The sequence below is a fragment of the Streptomyces sp. B5E4 genome (assembly GCF_039871555.1).
Taxonomy (GTDB): domain Bacteria; phylum Actinomycetota; class Actinomycetes; order Streptomycetales; family Streptomycetaceae; genus Streptomyces.
This window is the reverse complement of the sequence record NZ_JBDPMI010000003.1, coordinates 252,206-269,209: the sequence shown is the minus strand read 5'-3', so window position 1 is coordinate 269,209 and position 17,004 is coordinate 252,206. Positions and strand designations below refer to the sequence as shown.

General features: G+C 73.7%; 10 protein-coding genes. 5 read left to right on the top strand and 5 right to left on the bottom strand.

Annotated elements, in window-relative coordinates; translation table 11 throughout:
* Nucleotides 1-14: 14 nt before the first annotated feature.
* From ABGA99_RS06260 to ABGA99_RS06240, 5 genes are read right to left on the bottom strand one after another with little or no spacing between them, the layout of a single operon-like run.
* The gene (locus ABGA99_RS06260) at nt 15-2,960 is read right to left on the bottom strand and encodes a beta-ketoacyl synthase N-terminal-like domain-containing protein (protein WP_347576345.1); all 2,946 of its coding nucleotides are present in this window, start codon (nt 2,958-2,960) and stop codon (nt 15-17) included.
* Nucleotides 2,957-6,151: an amino acid adenylation domain-containing protein gene (locus ABGA99_RS06255; protein ID WP_347576346.1), complete on the bottom strand. Its 3,195-nt coding sequence runs from the start codon at nt 6,149-6,151 to the stop codon at nt 2,957-2,959. The genes ABGA99_RS06260 and ABGA99_RS06255 overlap by 4 nt, the downstream gene beginning before the upstream one ends.
* Nucleotides 6,152-6,163: 12 nt before the next feature.
* Complete coding sequence (locus ABGA99_RS06250; protein WP_347576347.1) at nt 6,164-7,516, bottom strand: hypothetical protein; 1,353 nt, start codon at nt 7,514-7,516, stop codon at nt 6,164-6,166.
* Nucleotides 7,513-9,114, bottom strand: a complete 1,602-nt coding sequence (locus ABGA99_RS06245; protein WP_347576348.1) for an MBL fold metallo-hydrolase — start codon at nt 9,112-9,114, stop codon at nt 7,513-7,515. Before ABGA99_RS06245 ends, ABGA99_RS06250 begins: the two co-directional genes overlap by 4 nt.
* 37 nt (nt 9,115-9,151) lie before the next feature.
* Nucleotides 9,152-10,870, bottom strand: a complete 1,719-nt coding sequence (locus ABGA99_RS06240) for a prolyl oligopeptidase family serine peptidase (RefSeq protein ID WP_347576349.1) — start codon at nt 10,868-10,870, stop codon at nt 9,152-9,154.
* A 604-nt stretch (nt 10,871-11,474) separates the two neighbouring features.
* Between ABGA99_RS06240 and ABGA99_RS06235 the strand changes: the two genes are divergently transcribed.
* From ABGA99_RS06235 to ABGA99_RS06215, 5 genes are read left to right on the top strand one after another with little or no spacing between them, the layout of a single operon-like run.
* Nucleotides 11,475-12,383, top strand: coding sequence for a class I SAM-dependent methyltransferase (locus ABGA99_RS06235; protein ID WP_347576350.1), 909 nt, complete (start codon nt 11,475-11,477; stop codon nt 12,381-12,383).
* 17 nt (nt 12,384-12,400) lie between these two features.
* A complete protein-coding gene (locus ABGA99_RS06230) occupies nt 12,401-12,907 on the top strand; it encodes a phosphopantetheine-binding protein (protein WP_347576351.1) in 507 nt (168 codons plus the stop codon).
* Nucleotides 12,904-14,274 (top strand): amino acid adenylation domain-containing protein, encoded by a 1,371-nt coding sequence (locus ABGA99_RS06225; protein WP_347576352.1) that lies wholly within the window; start codon nt 12,904-12,906, stop codon nt 14,272-14,274. Before ABGA99_RS06230 ends, ABGA99_RS06225 begins: the two co-directional genes overlap by 4 nt.
* 59 nt (nt 14,275-14,333) lie before the next feature.
* Nucleotides 14,334-15,698 carry a hypothetical protein gene (locus tag ABGA99_RS06220; RefSeq protein ID WP_347576353.1) on the top strand — a complete coding sequence of 455 codons (1,365 nt, stop codon included), beginning with the start codon at nt 14,334-14,336 and terminating at the stop codon, nt 15,696-15,698.
* 30 nt (nt 15,699-15,728) lie between these two features.
* Nucleotides 15,729-16,994, top strand: coding sequence for an MFS transporter (locus tag ABGA99_RS06215; protein ID WP_347576354.1), 1,266 nt, complete (start codon nt 15,729-15,731; stop codon nt 16,992-16,994).
* Nucleotides 16,995-17,004: the final 10 nt, after the last annotated feature.

Here is a 17,004-nt window from a genome sequence, read left to right as displayed (position 1 = left end):
GCGGCAGCGCACCGTCACGGGGAATCCTCCATATCGCTCTGCGCGGCCAGCCGGGCGAGGAGACCCGCCTGCCGGCCGAGGGTCCGGGAGAGCATGAACTCGCGCAACGGCAGGCCGATACCGAGCCGTTGCTCCAGGCGGCGGACGATGCGGATCGCGGTCAGCGAATCGCCCCCGAGGTCGTAGAAGTCGTCGTCCGGCCGGAGGTCCGGGTGGCCGAGCAGGTCGCGCCACGCGGCCACCAGTTCCTCGTGCGGCGTGGGCTGCTCCTCCCCCGCGTGGTCCACCGCCGCGTGGTCCTCCCCCGCCTGCGCCGCCGCGTCGGCGGCCGGGGTGCCGGCTGCGGCCGGCCGTGTCGCCGCCAGCCGCAGCTCGGACACCGGGTAGCGGCGGCCGCCGAAGACCGTGCCCGGCAGCCGGACTCCGCTCGCGGCGGGGGCGAAAGCGGCGAGATCCACCGGCACGCCCTCGGTCCACAGCCGGGCGAGCGCGCGGAGGGGCTCGCCTTCGCCGGACCGCGGGGCCAGCTGCACGGTGTCCATGCCGATGCGGGTGGCGGCCGCGGACAGCGCCCGGCCCGGCCCCGCCTCCAGGGCGATCGCGTCCGGATAGCGCTCCCGCAGGGCCCGCAGCCCGTCGGCGAAGCGCACGGTGGCGCAGACCGTGTCGGCGAACACGGTCAGCGGCAGGCGCGTGCGTGCGGCCACGAGGGCGCCGTCGGCGTTGGTGACGAACGGCACCCGCACCCGGCCCGGAGCGTGCCCCGCGACGTGGGCCCGTACGGCATCGGCCGCGGGCTCCATGGCGGCCGAGTGGAAGGCGTGGCCGGTCCGCAGGCGGCGGACGGGCACGCGGCCTTCGAGCCGGCGGTGGAGTCCGTCGACGGCTTCTTCCGGCCCGCTGAGGACGTAGGCGTCCGGGGCGTTGACCGCGGCGAGTTCGAGCCGGGGGTCCGCGGCAGTGAACCCGGCCGCCTCCTCGGCGTCGCCGGTGACGGCGAGCATGGCCCCGGGCGGGCACTGGGCCATCGCCTCCGCGCGCAGCACCACCAGCTCGGCGGCGGTCGCGGGAGCCAGCACGCCGGCGATCGTGGCGGCGGTGATCTCACCGAGGCTGTGCCCCGCCAGCGCCACGGGCCGCACACCCGCCTCGGCGAGTGCACCCGCGGCCGCGTACGCGACCGCGAACAGGGCGGGCTGGGAGAGCCGCGTGCCGTTCAGCTCGGCCGCGGGGAACCCTGGTTCGTACACGGCCTCGCGGACCCGTGCGGCGTGCTCCGCCGGGAAGGCGCCGAGTACGCCGTCCAGCGCCTTGGCGAAGCCCGGGAGGTGCTCCGCGAGCGGCACGGCCATGCCGGGCCGCTGCGAGCCCTGCCCCGGCAGCAGGAGGACCACCGGCCGGTCCCCGCCGCCCGGCGCCCGGCCGCGTACGCCGCCGGGGCCGCCGCGCAGCGCCGCCGCGGCCTCCTCCCCGCTCGCCGCGACGACGGCCAGCCGCTCGGGCAGGACGGCCCGTCCCACCCGCAGGGAGAAGGCCACGTCCCGTACGTCGTCTTGACGGCCCGTCAGCCGTGCCGCGAGCCGTTCGGCCGCGCCGTCGAGCGCGGCGGGGCGGATCGCCGACAGCGTGAGGAGCACGGGCGGACCGCCGGCTGCCGCCGCTGCCGCCCGGCGGGCGGGCGGCGGGGCCTCGACGATCACGTGGGCGTTGGTGCCGCCGATCCCGAAGGAGCTGACCCCGGCGCGCCGCGGTGCCGCCCCGGGCCACGGATCCGGCGCGGTCGGCACGTAGAGGGGCGACTCGGCGGGCAGCAGGGGGTTGAGCCTGCTGAACCCGGCCATCGCCGGCACCTCGCCGCGGCCCAGCACCATCAGCGTCCGGTACAGGCCCGCGAGGCCCGCCGCGGCGTCGAGGTGGCCGATGTTGCCCTTCACGGAGCCGACCGCGATTCGGGCCGGGCCCACGCCGCTCTCGCGCAGTGCGGTCGACGTCGCGGTCCACTCGATCGGGTCGCCCACGTACGTACCGGTGCCGTGTGCTTCGAGGTAGCCGAGGGAACCGGCCGCCACGTCTGCCACCTGGAGCGCCGAGCGGATGACGGCGGTCTGCCCGCGGGGCGACGGCGCGTTGAAGCCGGCCTTGTCCGCTCCGTCGTTGTTGACGGCGGACCCCAGGACCACGCCGTACGGTGCGGGATGCGCGTCCGCCTCGCCGAGGCGGCGCAGCACCATGGCGATGACGCCGGACCCGCCGATCGTGCCGTTGGCAGCGGCGTCGAAGGGGCGGCAGCACCCGTCCGGCGAGACGATCCCGCCGCGTACGTGCTGCGACCCGGCCTGCGGCAGCCGCAGCGAGGCCGCGACCACCACCGCCTGGTCGCAGTCCCCGTTGTTGAGCGACTGCACCGCCAGGTGCATCGCGACCAGGGAGGAGGAGCAGGCCGTCGAGACGCTCATCGCGGGGCCGCGCAGGCCGAGGCGGTAGGCGATGCGGGTCGCCATGAAGTCCCGGCTGGTGCCGGTGGCGAGCGCCTCCCGGGTCGCCGAATCGATGTCGCCGTCGGCGAGGACGCGCGCGAGGGAGCTTTCGCTCGCCGAGGCGAACACGGCGGTGCGCAGCGTGTCGGTCAGCGGGGCGCGGCCGGCGTCCTCCAGTGCGGCCCAGGTCGCCTCCAGCATCAGGCGGTACTGCGGATCGATCAGCTCGGCCTCGCGCGGGCTGATCCCGAACAGCTCGGCGTCGAAGCGCTCGCCGTCGGGGATGCGGCCGCGCACCGGCACGTACGAGGGGTCCCCGGCGAGGTCGGCGGGCACTCCCGCCTCGGCCAGCAGGTCCGCGTCGAGGCGCGTGGTGAGGACCTGCCCCGTGCGTACGGCCGCCCACCAGGCGTCCGGGTCGGCCGGGCCGGGGAGCCGGGCGTGCACCCCGGTGATCGCGACGTCGAGCGAGCGGTCCCTCATGCGTCCCCTGCGGCCGCGGCACGGCGGCGGCCGGCCGCCAGCCGTGCCTGCCGCGGGTCGAGCACCGGCTCCGGCGCGGCCTCTTCCGCCTGCCCGGCCGTGAGCAGCTCCACCTGGTCGTCGACGGTCGTGGCGGTGAAGAGGTCGAGGATGTCGATCTCTACCCCGAGGCGGTCCTCCAATTCGATCTGGAGGGTGGGCACGAGCAGCGAGTGGCCGCCCGCGTCGAAGAAGTTGACGTCCGTGTCGACCGAGTCGACCTCCAGCGTCTCGCACCACGCCGCGCGCACGTGGGCGCGCACGGCGGCCCCGGAGTCCGCGGCGCCTTCGCCGGCGCCGGGGTCCGCGTCCGGCGCCTGGGCGGCGGCGTCCGGCGGGCCCGCCGCGGGGGCGTCGCGGCGGGACAGCTCGCGCAGCGCGGTGCGGTCGATCTTGCCGTGCGGGGTACGCGGCAGCTCCGGCACCGCCGTGAAGGAGCCCGGGAGCATGACCGGCGGCAGCTCCCCGGAGAGCTGCTTGCGCACCTGCTTCTCGTCGAAGCCGGGCCGGGCGACGAGGAACGCGTCGAGGCTCGCGCCGCTCGGGGCCGGCAGCACGACCGCGTCCGCGACGCCCTCCGCGGCCCGCAGCGCGGTCTCGACCGCGCCCAGCTCGATGCGGTGTCCGCGGACCTTGACGAGGTCGTCCCGCCGGCCGACGAAGTCCAGACCGTCCCGCTCGTTCCAGCGCACGAAGTCGCCGGTGCGGTACATCCGTCCGCCGGGCCCGTCGAGGAACTTCTCGGCGGTGTCCTGCGGGCGCCCGAGGTAGCCGCGGGCCACGCCGGTCCCCCCGACGTACAGCTCGCCCGCCGCGCCGCGCGGCATGAGGTCCCCGTTCCCGTCGCGCACCGACAGCCGCGCGCCGGGGGCCGCGCCGCCGATGTCGACCCGCGCCGGTTCGTCGAGGACCCGGAAGGTGCTCCACACGGTGGCCTCCGTGGGGCCGTACTCGTTGGCGAGCACCGTCTCCGGCAGCGCGGCGAAGTGCCGGTCCGCGAGTTCCTGCGGCAGTTCCTCGCCGGCCGTGATGACGAGCCGGAGGGAGGCGAGGCGCGCGGCGCCGTCGCGGTCGGCCCGGTCGAGCAGGCCGGAGTAGAGGGTGGGGACGGACAGCATCGCGGTGACGCGCAGGCGCTCGATGAGGCCGGTCAGGCGCTCCGGGTCGTGGACGTCGCCGGTCGCGGCGACGACGAGCCGGCCGCCGGAGGCGAGCGTGCCCCACAGGCCGGCCACGGACGAGTCGAAGGAGAGCGGGGAGACCAGGAGGAAGACTTCGTGGCCCCCGTACGTCGCGAGCCGGCCGGAGGTGGACGCGGCCAGGGACCGGTGCTCGACGACGACGCCCTTCGGTTCGCCCGACGTGCCCGAAGTGTAGATGACGTACGCGGCGTCGCCGCCCTCCGGCGCCGCCGGCTCCGACGGCGCGGCGCCGGTGGTGCGTACCAGGTCGGCGGGCGCGAACACCTCGGCGCCGGGCAGCTTGCCGGCCCAGCCGGGGTCCCCGAGGACGACGTCGGCCCCTGCGTCGCGGAGCATCGCCGACAGCCGCGCGGCCGGGTACGACGGGTTCAGCGGTACGTACGCGGCGCCTGCCCGGAGCACGCCGAGCACCGCCGTCACCGCCGCGGCGGAGGGCTCGGCGAGCACCCCGACGCGGGACTCCCGGCCCAGGCCGCGGGCTTGCAGCGCCGCGGCGATGGCGTCGGCGCGGTCGGACAGCTCGCGATAGCCGAGGTCGCCGTCGGCGTCGGTCACGGCCACGCGCTCCGGATCGGCCGCCGCGATGTCCGCGACCAGGCCGGTGACCGGGCGGAAGTCCTCGTCCGGTGCCGCACCGGTGCCGAGCGCCGCCAGCTCCGAGCGGTCGGCCGCGGAGAGCATCGGGACCGCCCGGAGGCTGCCGGGCTCCTCGCAAAGGCCCGCGAGGACCCCGGCGGTGTGCGCGGTGAACTGCTCGATCTGCGCGGGCAAGTACCGCGACGACCGGTAGGTGGCGAGGAGTTCGGCCGTGTCGCCCCGGTCCCGCAGCACCATCGTCAGGTCGTACTTGGAGACGCGGACCGGCAGCTCGACCTCGCTGATCCGCAGCCCCGCCGTGTCGAGGACCGGCGCGTCGGCCTCGAAGTTGAACAGGGTCCCGAAGAGGGGCGTGCGGGTGGGGTCCGGCGTGGCGTGCAGACGGCGGACGACCTCCTCGAACGGCACCTCGCGGAACGAGAAGGCGCGCATGAGCGAGGAGTGCACCGACCGGCAGTAGTCCGCGACACCAGCGGCCGGGTCGGCGCGGACGCGCAGCGGCACGGGGTTGATGAACATCCCGACGGTGTCGGCGAAGTCGCCGGAGCGGGTGTCCATGGTGCCGCCGACGATCAGGTCGGTCCTGTCGGTGTAGCGGCTCAGCGCGAGCGCGTACGCGGCGAGGCCGATCACCTGCGGCGTGGTGCGCAGGCGGCGGCCGAGCCCGCGTACGGCCTCCCACACCCCGGCCGGGATCGCGTGCCGGACGAGGGCCCCGTCGCGGTCGGCGTCCCGGGCGGCGGGGGCGAACCCGAGGGGGTCGCCGTCCTCGGGCAGTTCGAGTTCCTCGATCCAGGACTCGAACCGCCGGTCGGTCGGGGCGGGTGCCGCCGTGACGTAGTCGGTGTACGGGCGGCCGGCGGCGGGCAGTTCCTCCCCCGCATATGCCCTGAACAGGTCGCGTACGACGAGGGTGAAGGAGCGGCCGTCGACCACGGCGTGGTGGGCCCCGACGACTAGGATGTGCTCGGCCGGGCCGAGCCGGAGCAGCTCGGCGTCGACCAGGCGGTGCCCGACGAGCGGGAACGGGCGGGTGACCGCGTGCTCCAGCTCCGCGGGCACGGCGGCCGGGTCGACCTCCCGTACCGGCAGCGGGAAGTCCCGTGCCGCCCACGTCGAACGGCAGGGCTCGCCGTCCGCCTCGTCGAGCCTCAGCAGCAGCTCCGCGTGGCAGTCCAGCACGGCGCGCCATGCCCGCCGCAGGCGTTCGGCGTCGAGCTCACCGACCAGCCGTCCGGCCCACGGAGCGGTGAACTCCGGGCTGTCGGGCTGGAGCCGGTAGGCCAGCCATAGCCGCCGTTGCGCCGCGGAGAGTGCCTGTGCGCGGCTCCGGCCGGTCTGCATCGTGCTCATGTGCCACGTCCCTCACATATCCCCGAGAACCGGACGGCAGATGTCGTCGATCGCGTGCGTCAGTTGTGCGAGATCCGAGTGATCGCGTGTCCGTCCGTGCAGGCGGCCGAGGCGGGCGGTCGCCCCGCCGCGCCAGTCGGCCGGTGGGCCTTCGAGGGCACGCAGGTCGGCAAGGTCGACCCCGGGCAGGAGGCGCAGGGCCCCCAGCTCCTTCGCCGTGGTCCGCCCGGCCGCCTCGCCCGGCGTTCTCGGCGTTCTCGGCATTCCCGGCATTCCCGGCAAGCCGGCCGGCGGCATCAGCGTGTACTGGTACGCGACGCCGTCGAACCGCGGCGTCTCCCGCACCGGCCGCCCCAGGGCCAGCAGCATCGCCGCCGCCACGAGGTCGATGCCGGAGCCGCGGCGTACGACGTCGCCGACGAGGCCGCCGAGGCGGCCGTTGACCTCGATCAGGCGCGGCCCGTCCGCCGTGAGCTTCAGCTCCGTGTGCACGATCCCGTCGCGGACGCCCAGAGCCGCGATGGCCGCCTCGGCCAGTTCGTGTGCGTGCTCGGCGAGTTGCGGCCGCAGGGTGTGCGGGACGAACGAGCCGCGCTCCCGGAACGGCCGTACGAGCGGGAACTTGCCCGTCACGCACAGCCGGTGGCAGGCGCCCCCGTGAACCGCGGTCTCGACGGAGACGTAGTCCCCCCACTCGGGGCCCGCGCCCGCGGCGTCCCCCGGAAGCAGCCCTTCCACCAGCAGCTCCGCGCCGGGCGCGGCGGCGAAGAACTCCGCGGCGGCGACGCGGGCTTCGGCGGCGCTGTCGACGCGGGTGACGAAGCGGCTCCCGGTGCCGCGCCGCGGCTTGAGCACGGCGGGCAGGCCCACGGTGCCGAGCGCGTCGGCCACGCCGACGGCCTTGTCCGCCGCGGCGAAGGGCGGGCCGTCGAGCCCGGCGGCCGCGAACGCCCGGCGCTGCTCCAGCTTGTCGACGAGCCGCCGGGTCACCGCGGGGGAATGCCAGTGCCCGATACCGAGCCCCGCCGCGAGGGCGGAGGTCGTCTCCATCCGGTTCTCGCTGAACGTCACAAGACCGGCGGGAGCGAACGCGGCGACGGCTGCCACGGCCCCGGCCGCGTCGAGCCCGGTGACGTCGCACAGGGTGAACCGCTTCGCCAGCACGGGCAGCAGGTGCCGGACGTGGTCCGAGGCCGTGTCGACCACCAGGACCACGCCGGCGCCGCAGGCGCGCGCGGCGGCCGCCACCTCGGCCGGGCCCGCCGCGCCCACGTCGTAGACGACGCCGACCACGGGGCTCCCGCCGGGCGTGCCCGCCGCACCGCCCGGCGGGTACGGGGCGGGACGTGCCGACGGCTCCGTCACTTCTCCTCGTCCCGCACCGGCCAGAAGCGCTCCGCGGTGACGTAGAGCAGTTCGGAGGCCACGCCCCGGTCGCCGGCCAGCTTCCGCAGCAGGACCTCCTGTTTGAGCTGCTCCGCCTCGGGGTCGTACCAGCAGCCGGTCAGGTGCTTGAGCCAGGGTTCGATGCCCAGCGCGTAGACGAAGATCTGGCGGGCCCCCAGCCGCTCGGCGAGCGAGTCGGCCGGCGCCGCGAAGGAGCCCTTGAGGCCGCGCTCCACGCTATGCTCCCGCGCGATGGGCTGGTCGAGCAGCGGGCCGTAGAGCCAGCTCATCGGGGCGCCGACGCACTCCAGGCCGATGAACATCGCGTCGACCTGGCCGATCTCCGCGGCCACCAGGTCGTAGATCGTCGGGTCCACGGGCGAGGTGTCGGTGGCGAACATGAACCCGCGCCCGCCGAGGCGCACCAGCGGCACCATCTTGGCCCGGATGTCGAGTTCGCCGTGCTCGCCGAGGAACGGCAGGGCCGTGATGCGCGCCGGGCCCAGCTCGATCGACTGCATGTCGGCCACCTCCACCACGTCGGTGAAGCCGTAGTGCTCCAGCAGGGCGCGCATCCCGATGTCGGCCAGGCTGCCGCCGGAGGCCTGCGGCACCACGATCACGCCGATGCGGCGGCGCAGTTGCAGCAGCGTCTCCAGGGAGAAGTGGTCGGAGTGGGCGTGGCTGATGATCACGACGTCGATGGTCTCGGGCAGGTCGGCCATGGAGTAGTGCTCGTCGAAGCCGTCGCCGTCGTATCCGAGCGTGGGATCGGTCATCACGGTGAACCCGCCGAAGTCCAGCAGCACGGAGGCGTGGCCGAAGTAGCGCATGCGCACCTCGCCGGTCAGGTTCGGTTCGTACGCCCGCGGCGCCTCCTCGGTGAACATCCGGCGGAAGGCCGCCTTCTGGTCGTCGTCGAGGCCGAACCGCCCGGCCAGCTCGTCCACGTCGACGGGGGCCAGCCGGGCCGCGAACAGCTCGTCGAGGAGTTCGGAGGCGAACGGGACCGCCAGGTCGACGCGTCCGGGCTCCGGCAGCACCGGCGAGCTGTAGATGAACGGCTGGTCGGGGTCGTGCCGCTCACGCAGGGAGACGACCTCGGCCTCCGGCTGCGCCGCCTCCGTCCGGTACAGCAGGCTCTCGAAGAACCGGACGGAGGGGTGGTTCGCCGTGTCGTAGACCAGCTCGGTGATGCCGCGCAGCGAGTCGGGGAGGTCGTCGTAGAGCGACGTGAGCGCGCGCCCGTCCGCGTGCTTGGCGAGCATCTCCCGCACGGTGTCGATGTCCTCGGCCATGCGGATGCGCGGCGCGGCCTCGCGCGTCGTGCGGTCGAGCAGTTCGGTCACCGCCTCCGGCCCGTTCGCGCCGGGGCTCACGTAGGGGGCCCCGAACATCTGCGGGTTGGCCAGGGCACGGGCGTGCTTGCGCGGCGACTCGGCGTAGCTGCGCAGTGCGGGAAGGTGGCGCTTCACCAGGTTCAGCGCGCCGGTGTGCGGAGCGGCGACCATGGGGACGGCGTACCAGCGGTGGATGAGAGGTTGGACCACCGTCGACGGCGAGAGATATCCACGCATCAGAAACCTCGGTCGGCTAGTCGGAGACGTACGGGATTCAGTGGCGGGACAAGCGGGGTGCGGCCTCCGCTTCCGCGTGCCCGAGCACGCGGGTGAGGAATGCCGACTCCGCCGCGACGAGGTGACGGATGTTCTCGGGCTTGGCGATCGCGTGGCCCTCGTCCGGATAGACCACGAGTTCCACGGCCGCGCCCCGCTCCCGCAGCCCCTCGCGCAGCCCTTCCGCCTGCTCGACGGGTACGACGGGGTCGCGGCCGCCGTGGAAGACGAGCGCCGCCGCCGTCCACGGGCCGGGTCTGCGGAGCGGGGAGCGGGCGGCGTACTGTGCCCGGGCCGCGGGCCAGGGGCCGATGAGGCTGTCGAGGTAGCGTGATTCCATCTTGTGGGTGCGCTCGGGGATCGCCGCGGGGTCCGTGACGCCGGCGTAGCAGACCACCGCCGCGAAGTCCCGGTGTGCAGCTGCCGCGTTGAGCGCGGTCAGCCCGCCGGAGCTGCGCCCCCGGACGGCCAGCCGCCGGGGGTCGGCGAGGCCCTCGGCCACCAAGTGCCGGGCGGCGTTCACGCAGTCGGCCGCGTCGAGCACGCCCCACCGGCCGCGGATCCGCTCGCGGTAGGCCCGGCCGTGGCCGGCGCTCCCCCCGTAGTTGATCTCGGCGACCGCGTATCCGCGGCTCGTCCAGTACTGGACCTGTAAGTCGAGGGGGGCGCAGGCCACCACGGTCGGCCCGCCGTGGCAGGTCATCAGCAGCGGGGGCGGCACGCCGTCCGGGCCGCGGCGGTCCGGGTTGCGCGGGGCGTAGTAGAACCCGAAGACGGGCTGCCCCTCCGAGTCGAACTCGAACGGCCGTGCCTCACTGATCCATTCTCCGCCGGGCGCGGCCCGCCGGAGACTGGACCGCAGCTCCTCCGGCTGCCCGCCGCCGACGGGCAGCCGGACTACCGCGGCGGGGTGCGAGCCGGAAGCGGCGACCGCCACCGCCTCGCCGCCGCCGGTGGCCAGCGCCTCCACCACGTCGCGGTCGAGCGGCAGCGGCCGGGGGCCCGCGCCGTGGCCGACGACGGCGACCGCGTCCTTGCCGCGGGTGCGGTACGCGGCCACGATCCGGCCGTCGTCCAGGAAGCCGTAGGTGGTCAGGCCGCAGCACCAGTCCGGCCTGCCGAACTCGGCGGCCATGGGGGCAGGTGAGGTGTCCGCGCCGTCGACGCGCAGGTTCCACCAGCCCGAGCGGTCGTCCACGAAGTGCAGCCGGCCGTCGGGCGCGTAGCAGGGCTGGGTCACGGACACACCCGGGGCCGCGGCCACCAGGCGGCGGGACGCCACCGCACCGGCCCCGTCCAGGCACAGCTCCCACAGGACCGACTCGTCCCAGGGCATGTGCGGGTGATCCCAGGCGGTGAACGCGATCCGCGCCTCACGGGGGTGGACGGCCGCGGCACCGTAGAAGTCGTGTCCGGTCGCGAGGACCCGCACCGTCCCGGATCCGTCGGCGGATAACGCCACCGGCTCGTGCACCGCGTCCTGGCCGGCGCCGCGTTCGCGGACGGCGAAGACCAGGCGGCCGTCGTGGGCCGGCCGCGGGGCGCCGTAGCGGACCGGGCCGTCCTCCGCCGCCGTCAGCGGCACGGACGTGCCGTCCGCGTCGAGGCGGTGGACCCGCTGGTCCGCCGCGTCCACGTAGAAGACCGACGCACCGTGCACGGCGTACGGCACCGCGCCGTACCCGCCGACGTCGGAGCGCACTCCCGACCGGACCACCGCGGGTTCCTGTCCGTCGGCGGCAGCCACTAATCGGGGGGCGGCAGGATCGGCGGGATCCGTCTCAATCCAGAATGTCCGGTCGCCGCTGCGGCTCGGGTAGGTGAGTTCCCGGATCCCGTCCACGAGATCCTCCACCCCGACGGCCGATGGCCAAGTGCCGTACGGTGCAATACGCCGCTCCTTCATGTGCGACCTCCGGCAACTCCCGCGATGCGCAATGTGGCACGGGCAGAAGGTCTCACCGCAGCTGGAACGGTGTATTCATGCTGGTCGACCTGCCCCCGTGCGCCGGGGCGACGCATGTCAGGACACACGCACCCCAGGGTCATTCCTCATCACACAGTCAACTCGCCGTACCTTCCCACACAGACTCTCCGGCCCGCAAGTACATGTCAAGAAGATCGACAACGCCCACGCCGATGACCGTGCATGAGGCGCACAAAGCGGTGACTCTCATTCCGCTCTGCATGATCGCGCTGTTACGGGCGGCGTCCTTGACGCGCCCGCACCGCTGGATTATGTTCGCTGATCGGCTGGCCCGGATGGCTTCGTGCCGGTGTCGCCGGGGAAAGCATGCTGAATCTCCGGAAAGGAGCCAAGCTTGTCCGCCACCGCAGAATGCCCGCTCATCGGCATCGAGGCCCAGCGCGTATTCCTCGACCTCCGCGACCGGACCGCCGCCTTCGACTTGGCCGAGGAAGTCCTGCCGCTCACCTACGACTTACATTTCGGCCGGGGCGCCGGGGAACTGATGGGCAAAGGTCTCGCCCGGCTCCGCGAATGCACCACACTCGAAGAAGTGGACGCGGTCTTCGCACAGTCGCGCGACGCATGGGACGCGGCCGGCCACGGCGCGAACCTGACCACCGACAAGGAAGGCGCGTGGCGCCGGATCCAGACCGTCAGCGGCCTGGACACGGCAACCGGACACGTCGTGGACGTCGGCAACCCGAACAACGGATTCGGCGACTGCCTGCTGCGACGGAACCCCGGAGTCCGCCTCGTCACCGGTGTCGACCACCGGAAGGATCCGGCGGTCATGCTCGGCGAGCGGCTGCACTTCGCCCACCAGGAGGACCGGGCCCGCATTCCGCTGGCGGACGGCAGCGCCGACATCGTGGCCTTCCGGGTGGCGCTGCACCACATGACCAAGCAGATTCAGGAAGCACTGCTCGCGGAAGCCGCGCGCGTGCTGCGGCCGGGCGGCGAAATCCTCATCCTGGAGGACTCCTGGGCCGATACCCCGGGATTCACGGACAACTCACTGACCATCAAGTTCCGTGCCCTTGACGAGGCCGACAAACTCGCCGCGCTGTCCCTGTTCGACGTGTCGGGCTGCCTGACGAAGCACGAGACGGTGGCATACCCGTTGTCCTACCGGTCGGCGGCCGACTGGGAGAACCTGCTGACCGGGGTCGGCGCGAGTTCGATAGACACCGCGTACTGGGGCTTCTCGGTTTTCACCGTGTATGCAGCTCCGCTGGCCGTCATCCGGGCGAAGATAGCCTGACGGCCCCGTACACGGCGGTGTTATCCCGTGTTCTCCCGGGCCCCGGCCCTGAATTCGTTCGGCATCGGGTCGTACACCTGCGCTATGACCGCCACCCCGGAAGGAAACCGTACGTGCTCGATACGGAACTGATGACCTATCTGCGTGAGCGACTACCCGCATACATGGTGCCCTCGGCGATAATCGTGTTAGACGCCCTGCCGCGGACTCCCAACGACAAGGTCGACCTCAACGCACTGCCGGCGGTGACCGTGCAGCCCGGCATGGACGGCGAACCGCGCGACGACCTGGAACGCGAACTGGCCGACGTCTGGCGGCAGGTGCTCGAACTCGACGACGTGGGCATCCACGACGACTTCTTCGACCTGGACGGCAATTCACTCCAGGTCATCCGGTTGGTCTCACACATTCAGCGCTCGCACGGCGTCGGCATTCCGGCCGAGGACGTGTTCGAGCACTCGACAGTCGCGACGCTCGCCGCGCGGGTGCGTGCCGAGATGGACGCGAACGGGGAGCGCCCATGACGCCCAACCAGGAAACGGCGGCCGGGAGCGTCCTCGACCTGGTGGTCGACGTGATCGGCCGGCATCCCGACGTGCCCGTGGCGCACAGCGGCGGGAGCCTGACCTTCGCGGAGATCGGCCGGCACGCGGGCTGGCTGGCCCGGACGCTGGCGGGCCACGGGGTGTCACCGGGCAGCATCGTCGCCATCCACCGGGACCGGTCGGTGGAGTTGCTGATCGCCATGCTGGCGAGCTGGCAGCTCGGTGCCGCGTACGTGCCGGTCGACCCGAACTACCCCCGACGCAGGGTCGAGTTCGTCCTCCGCGACGCCGGGGCGCAGGTGATCGTCACGGCGCCGGGCACGCCGGAGGACACGTTCGACGGGCTAGACGTGCCCGTGGTCGTCTTCGAGGCCGCCGGCGGCGCCGCGGACGGCCCGCCGCTGACCGCTCGTAGCGAAGGCTTCGGGGAGGGCGCGGCGTACGTCCTCTACACGTCCGGCTCCACGGGCGACCCCAAGGGCGCGAGCGTGCCGCACCGCGCGGTGGTGAACCTGCTCCGCTCCATGGCGCGGGAGCCCGGCGTGACCGGCGAGGACGTCGTACTCGCGCTCGCCAGCCCGTCCTTCGACATGTCCGTGCCAGAGCTGCTCCTGCCGCTCACCACCGGTGCGCGCCTGGTCATCGCCTCGACCGCGGACGCCCGCGACCCGCAGCGCCTGCTCGATCTGGTCACGGCGCAGGGGGTCACGGTGATGGCGGCGACGCCGACGTCGTGGGGCGGATTCCGCGCCGCCGCGCCGGACGGCCTCGGCCTGCGCCTCGCGCTGAGCGCCGGGGAGCCCCTCACCCGCCCGCTGGCGAACGGGCTGTGCCGCGTGGCGGACGAGGTCTGGAACATGTACGGCCTGACGGAGATGGCCGTCTACTCGCTGATCTCCCGGGTGCCCCCGGCAGCGGACGACGTGCCCGTACCCGTCGGCCGCCCCATCGACAACACGACGGCCTGGGTGCTCGGTGACGACCTGCGCGTACTGCCGGCCGGCGAGGTCGGCGAGCTGTACCTCGGCGGCGCCGGCCTGGCACTGGGGTACCGCGGCCGGCCCGACCTGACCGGCCGGCGATTCGTCTCCGGCCCGCCGGAGACGGGCGGCGAGCGCCTCTACCGCACGGGCGACCTCGTCCGGCTGGGCCCCGACGGGTGCTTCGAGTTCCTCGGCCGGGCCGACACGCAGATCAAGATCCGCGGCCACCGCATCGAGGTCGAGGAGATCGCCGCGGTGCTGCGCCGCCACCCCGGGGTGCGGGACGCGGTGGTCGTCGCGAAGGACGACGACTCGGGCAACCGCCGGCTGGTGGCCTACGTGGTGCCCGGCAGCGGCAGTTGAGCAGTTGAGCAGTTGAGCAGTTGAGCAGTGGAACGTTACCGACAACCGAGGTGTTCACGATGGCGTCGCACGCCGATCTGACCGACGAGTACAACCGGCGTGCCGGGGCCGACGGCCGGCTGCTCAGATGCGTACGGGACCTCGACCCCGCCGAGCCCGCCGCGCACTACGCCGACGACGCCATCGCGCGCCCCATGTTCGCCCGGCTCGACAGCCTGCAGGGCCTGACCGCCGACATCAAGGCGACGATCGCGGTCATGGACGACCTGCCGGGCCGCTGCTTCGGCGGCAGCGTCGAGGAGTACCTGAGGGCGCAGGGCTACGACGGCGAACTGCTGGCCGCGATGCTCGCCGGGATCGTCGGCTCCGGGGCGCCCGCCGGACCGTGGGACTCCGGCGTCAGCATCGACTACGGCCGCGCCGACGTGTTCCGCACGCCGGACGGCTACCGGGTGCTGGAGCTCAACATGGGCAGCGTGCTCGGGGGCCGGCTGACGACGACGCTGAACGGCGCCCTGCTGCGGACATCCGCGTTCGGCCGGTTCGCGGAGGAGTTCGGGCTCACCTGGGCCGACCCGATGCAGGGTCTCGCGGACGACCTGCTCGCCGCCGGCCGTACGACGGCCGGGACCGACTCCCCGGTGGTCGCGATCGTCGAGGAGTCGGGCTCCGAGCAGAGCGCCCGCCGGCTCATGCCCGCGCTCCGCTCCCACGGCGTCGACACCATCCACGGCGAACTCTCCGACCTCGGCTTCGCCGACGGCAAGGCCACGCTGCGGGGCCGGCCGGTCGACGTGGTGCTGCGCATGTTCTTCGTACGCCACATCCCGCTGGAACCGCAGGGCATGGCCAAGCTGCGGGCCCTGATCGAGGCCCACCGGAGCGGTCGCACGGCGCTGTTCACCCCGTTCGACCCGGAGATCCACGACAGCAAGGCCGCGCTCGGCCTGCTCTTCGAGCCCGCGGTACGGGCGAAGCTGTCCAGGACCGAGATCGCCTGCATCGACCGGATCGTGCCGTGGACCCGCCTGCTCGGGCCGGCGTTCCCCACCGTCCCGCAGAACGACCGCGCCGTCCTGCTGAAGGAGTGCCTCTCCCGGCGTACGGAACTCGTGCTCAAGCCCGCCAGCCTGTACGCCAGCCAGGGCGTCGTCATCGGCGACCAGGTCGGCGAGTCCGAGTGGCGGACCGTGCTCGAATCACCGCCGCGCCCCGACTACGTCGTGCAGGAGCGGGTCCGCCCGCTCCCCGAGACGGTGATCGACCCGGAGACGGCCGAGCCCGACGACTGGACCGTACTGTGGCAGGTCTTCTTCGGCTCCGCCGGGCACAGCGGCTCCTCCGTACGCGGCCGCCCGCTGTCGCAGTCCGGCCCCCTCGGGGGCAACGAGCACACCAGGACCGGCTGTGTCTTTTTCTGCTGACCTGGCCCACCGCCCACCGGGAGGCGCCGGATGAACCGGATGAACCAGATGAACCGGATGAAGCTGCCCGCCGGCATCTCCCCCGTGATCCTGCTCCGCTCCATGTTCAGCGGCGTCTCCACCGGCCTGTACCTGACCGGCAGCGCGGTGTTCTTCACCGAGTACATCGGCCTCTCGCCGGGGCGCGTCGGCCTGGGGATCTCGATCGCCTGGCTCATCAGCACCGCGACGATGATGCCGTTCGGCATGCTGGCCGACCGCTTCGGCGGCCGCCGTGTCTGGCTGGTCGGCGCAACGGCGAGCGCCCTGGTCTTCCTCCTCTACCCCTTCGCCGGCACGTACTGGCAGTTCCAGCTCGTCGTCATCCTCGAACTGCTGGTCAGCGGGCTCGGCAGCGCCGGTGCCGGCCGATACTTCGGCGACCTCTTCCCGGAGGGCGGCCGGGCACGCGGCAGGGCCTACCTGCGGACCACGTCCAACATCGGCATGGCCGTGGGCGCGGCCATCGCCGGCGTGGCCATCTCGCTGGAATCCCGCTCCGGCTACCTGGCGATCGTCCTCATCGCCGCCGCCGTCACCGCGATCGAGGCCGGCCTCATCGCCTGGGCGGTGCCGCATGTCGACCACCCGCACCGCCCGGCCGAACGGGCGGCCCGCCGCAAGCCGGTGGCCATACGCGACCGGTCGTTCGTGGTCCTCGCCGTGCTGAACGGCGTCTACAACCTCCACGGGCCGGTCCTGTCGGTCCTGCTGCCGCTGTGGATCGTGTCGCAGACCGACGGACCGACGTGGCTCGTGGCCGGAACGATGCTGACGAACATGGGCCTGTGCGTCCTCTTCCAGATCCGGGCCAGCCGCGGCGTGGAGACGCCGGGCAACGGCGCGCGGGCGTGGGCCCGGGCCGGCATCGCCCTGGTCGTCTGCTGCGTCGCCTTCGCCGTGTCCGGGACCACCGAAGGACTGGCCACCGTCGCCGCTCTGGCCGTCGGAATCGTCACGCTGACCGCCGGCGAACTCCTGACGTCGGCGGGGACCTGGGCCATCCGCTACGGCCTGGCGCCGGAGAGCCGGCGCGGGGAGTACGTCGCGGTGTTCGGCCTCGGCGGGCAGCTGAGCTGGGTCGCCGGCCCGGCCGCGCTCTCGTTCCTGGTGGTGACCGGCGGGCCGCCCGGCTGGCTCGTGCTGGCGGGCGTGTTCGCCGCCGCGGCGGCGGTCACCGGCCCGATGGTCGCCTGGGCGTCGCGTACGGACCGGGAGGAGGAGAAGCAGCCCGAGCCCTCCGCCCACCCCGCCTGACCCGCGTGTA

Bases quoted from the DNA above. Each gene is read 5' to 3' on its own strand.
- ABGA99_RS06225 (WP_347576352.1), top strand. From the start codon at position 12,904: ATGACGCCCAACCAGGAAACGGCGGCCGGGAGCGTCCTCGACCTGGTG.
- ABGA99_RS06255 (WP_347576346.1), bottom strand. From the start codon at position 6,151: ATGAGCACGATGCAGACCGGCCGGAGCCGCGCACAGGCACTCTCCGCG.
- ABGA99_RS06220 (WP_347576353.1), top strand. From the start codon at position 14,334: ATGGCGTCGCACGCCGATCTGACCGACGAGTACAACCGGCGTGCCGGG.
- ABGA99_RS06245 (WP_347576348.1), bottom strand. From the start codon at position 9,114: ATGCGTGGATATCTCTCGCCGTCGACGGTGGTCCAACCTCTCATCCAC.
- ABGA99_RS06260 (WP_347576345.1), bottom strand. From the start codon at position 2,960: ATGAGGGACCGCTCGCTCGACGTCGCGATCACCGGGGTGCACGCCCGG.
- ABGA99_RS06215 (WP_347576354.1), top strand. From the start codon at position 15,729: ATGAACCGGATGAACCAGATGAACCGGATGAAGCTGCCCGCCGGCATC.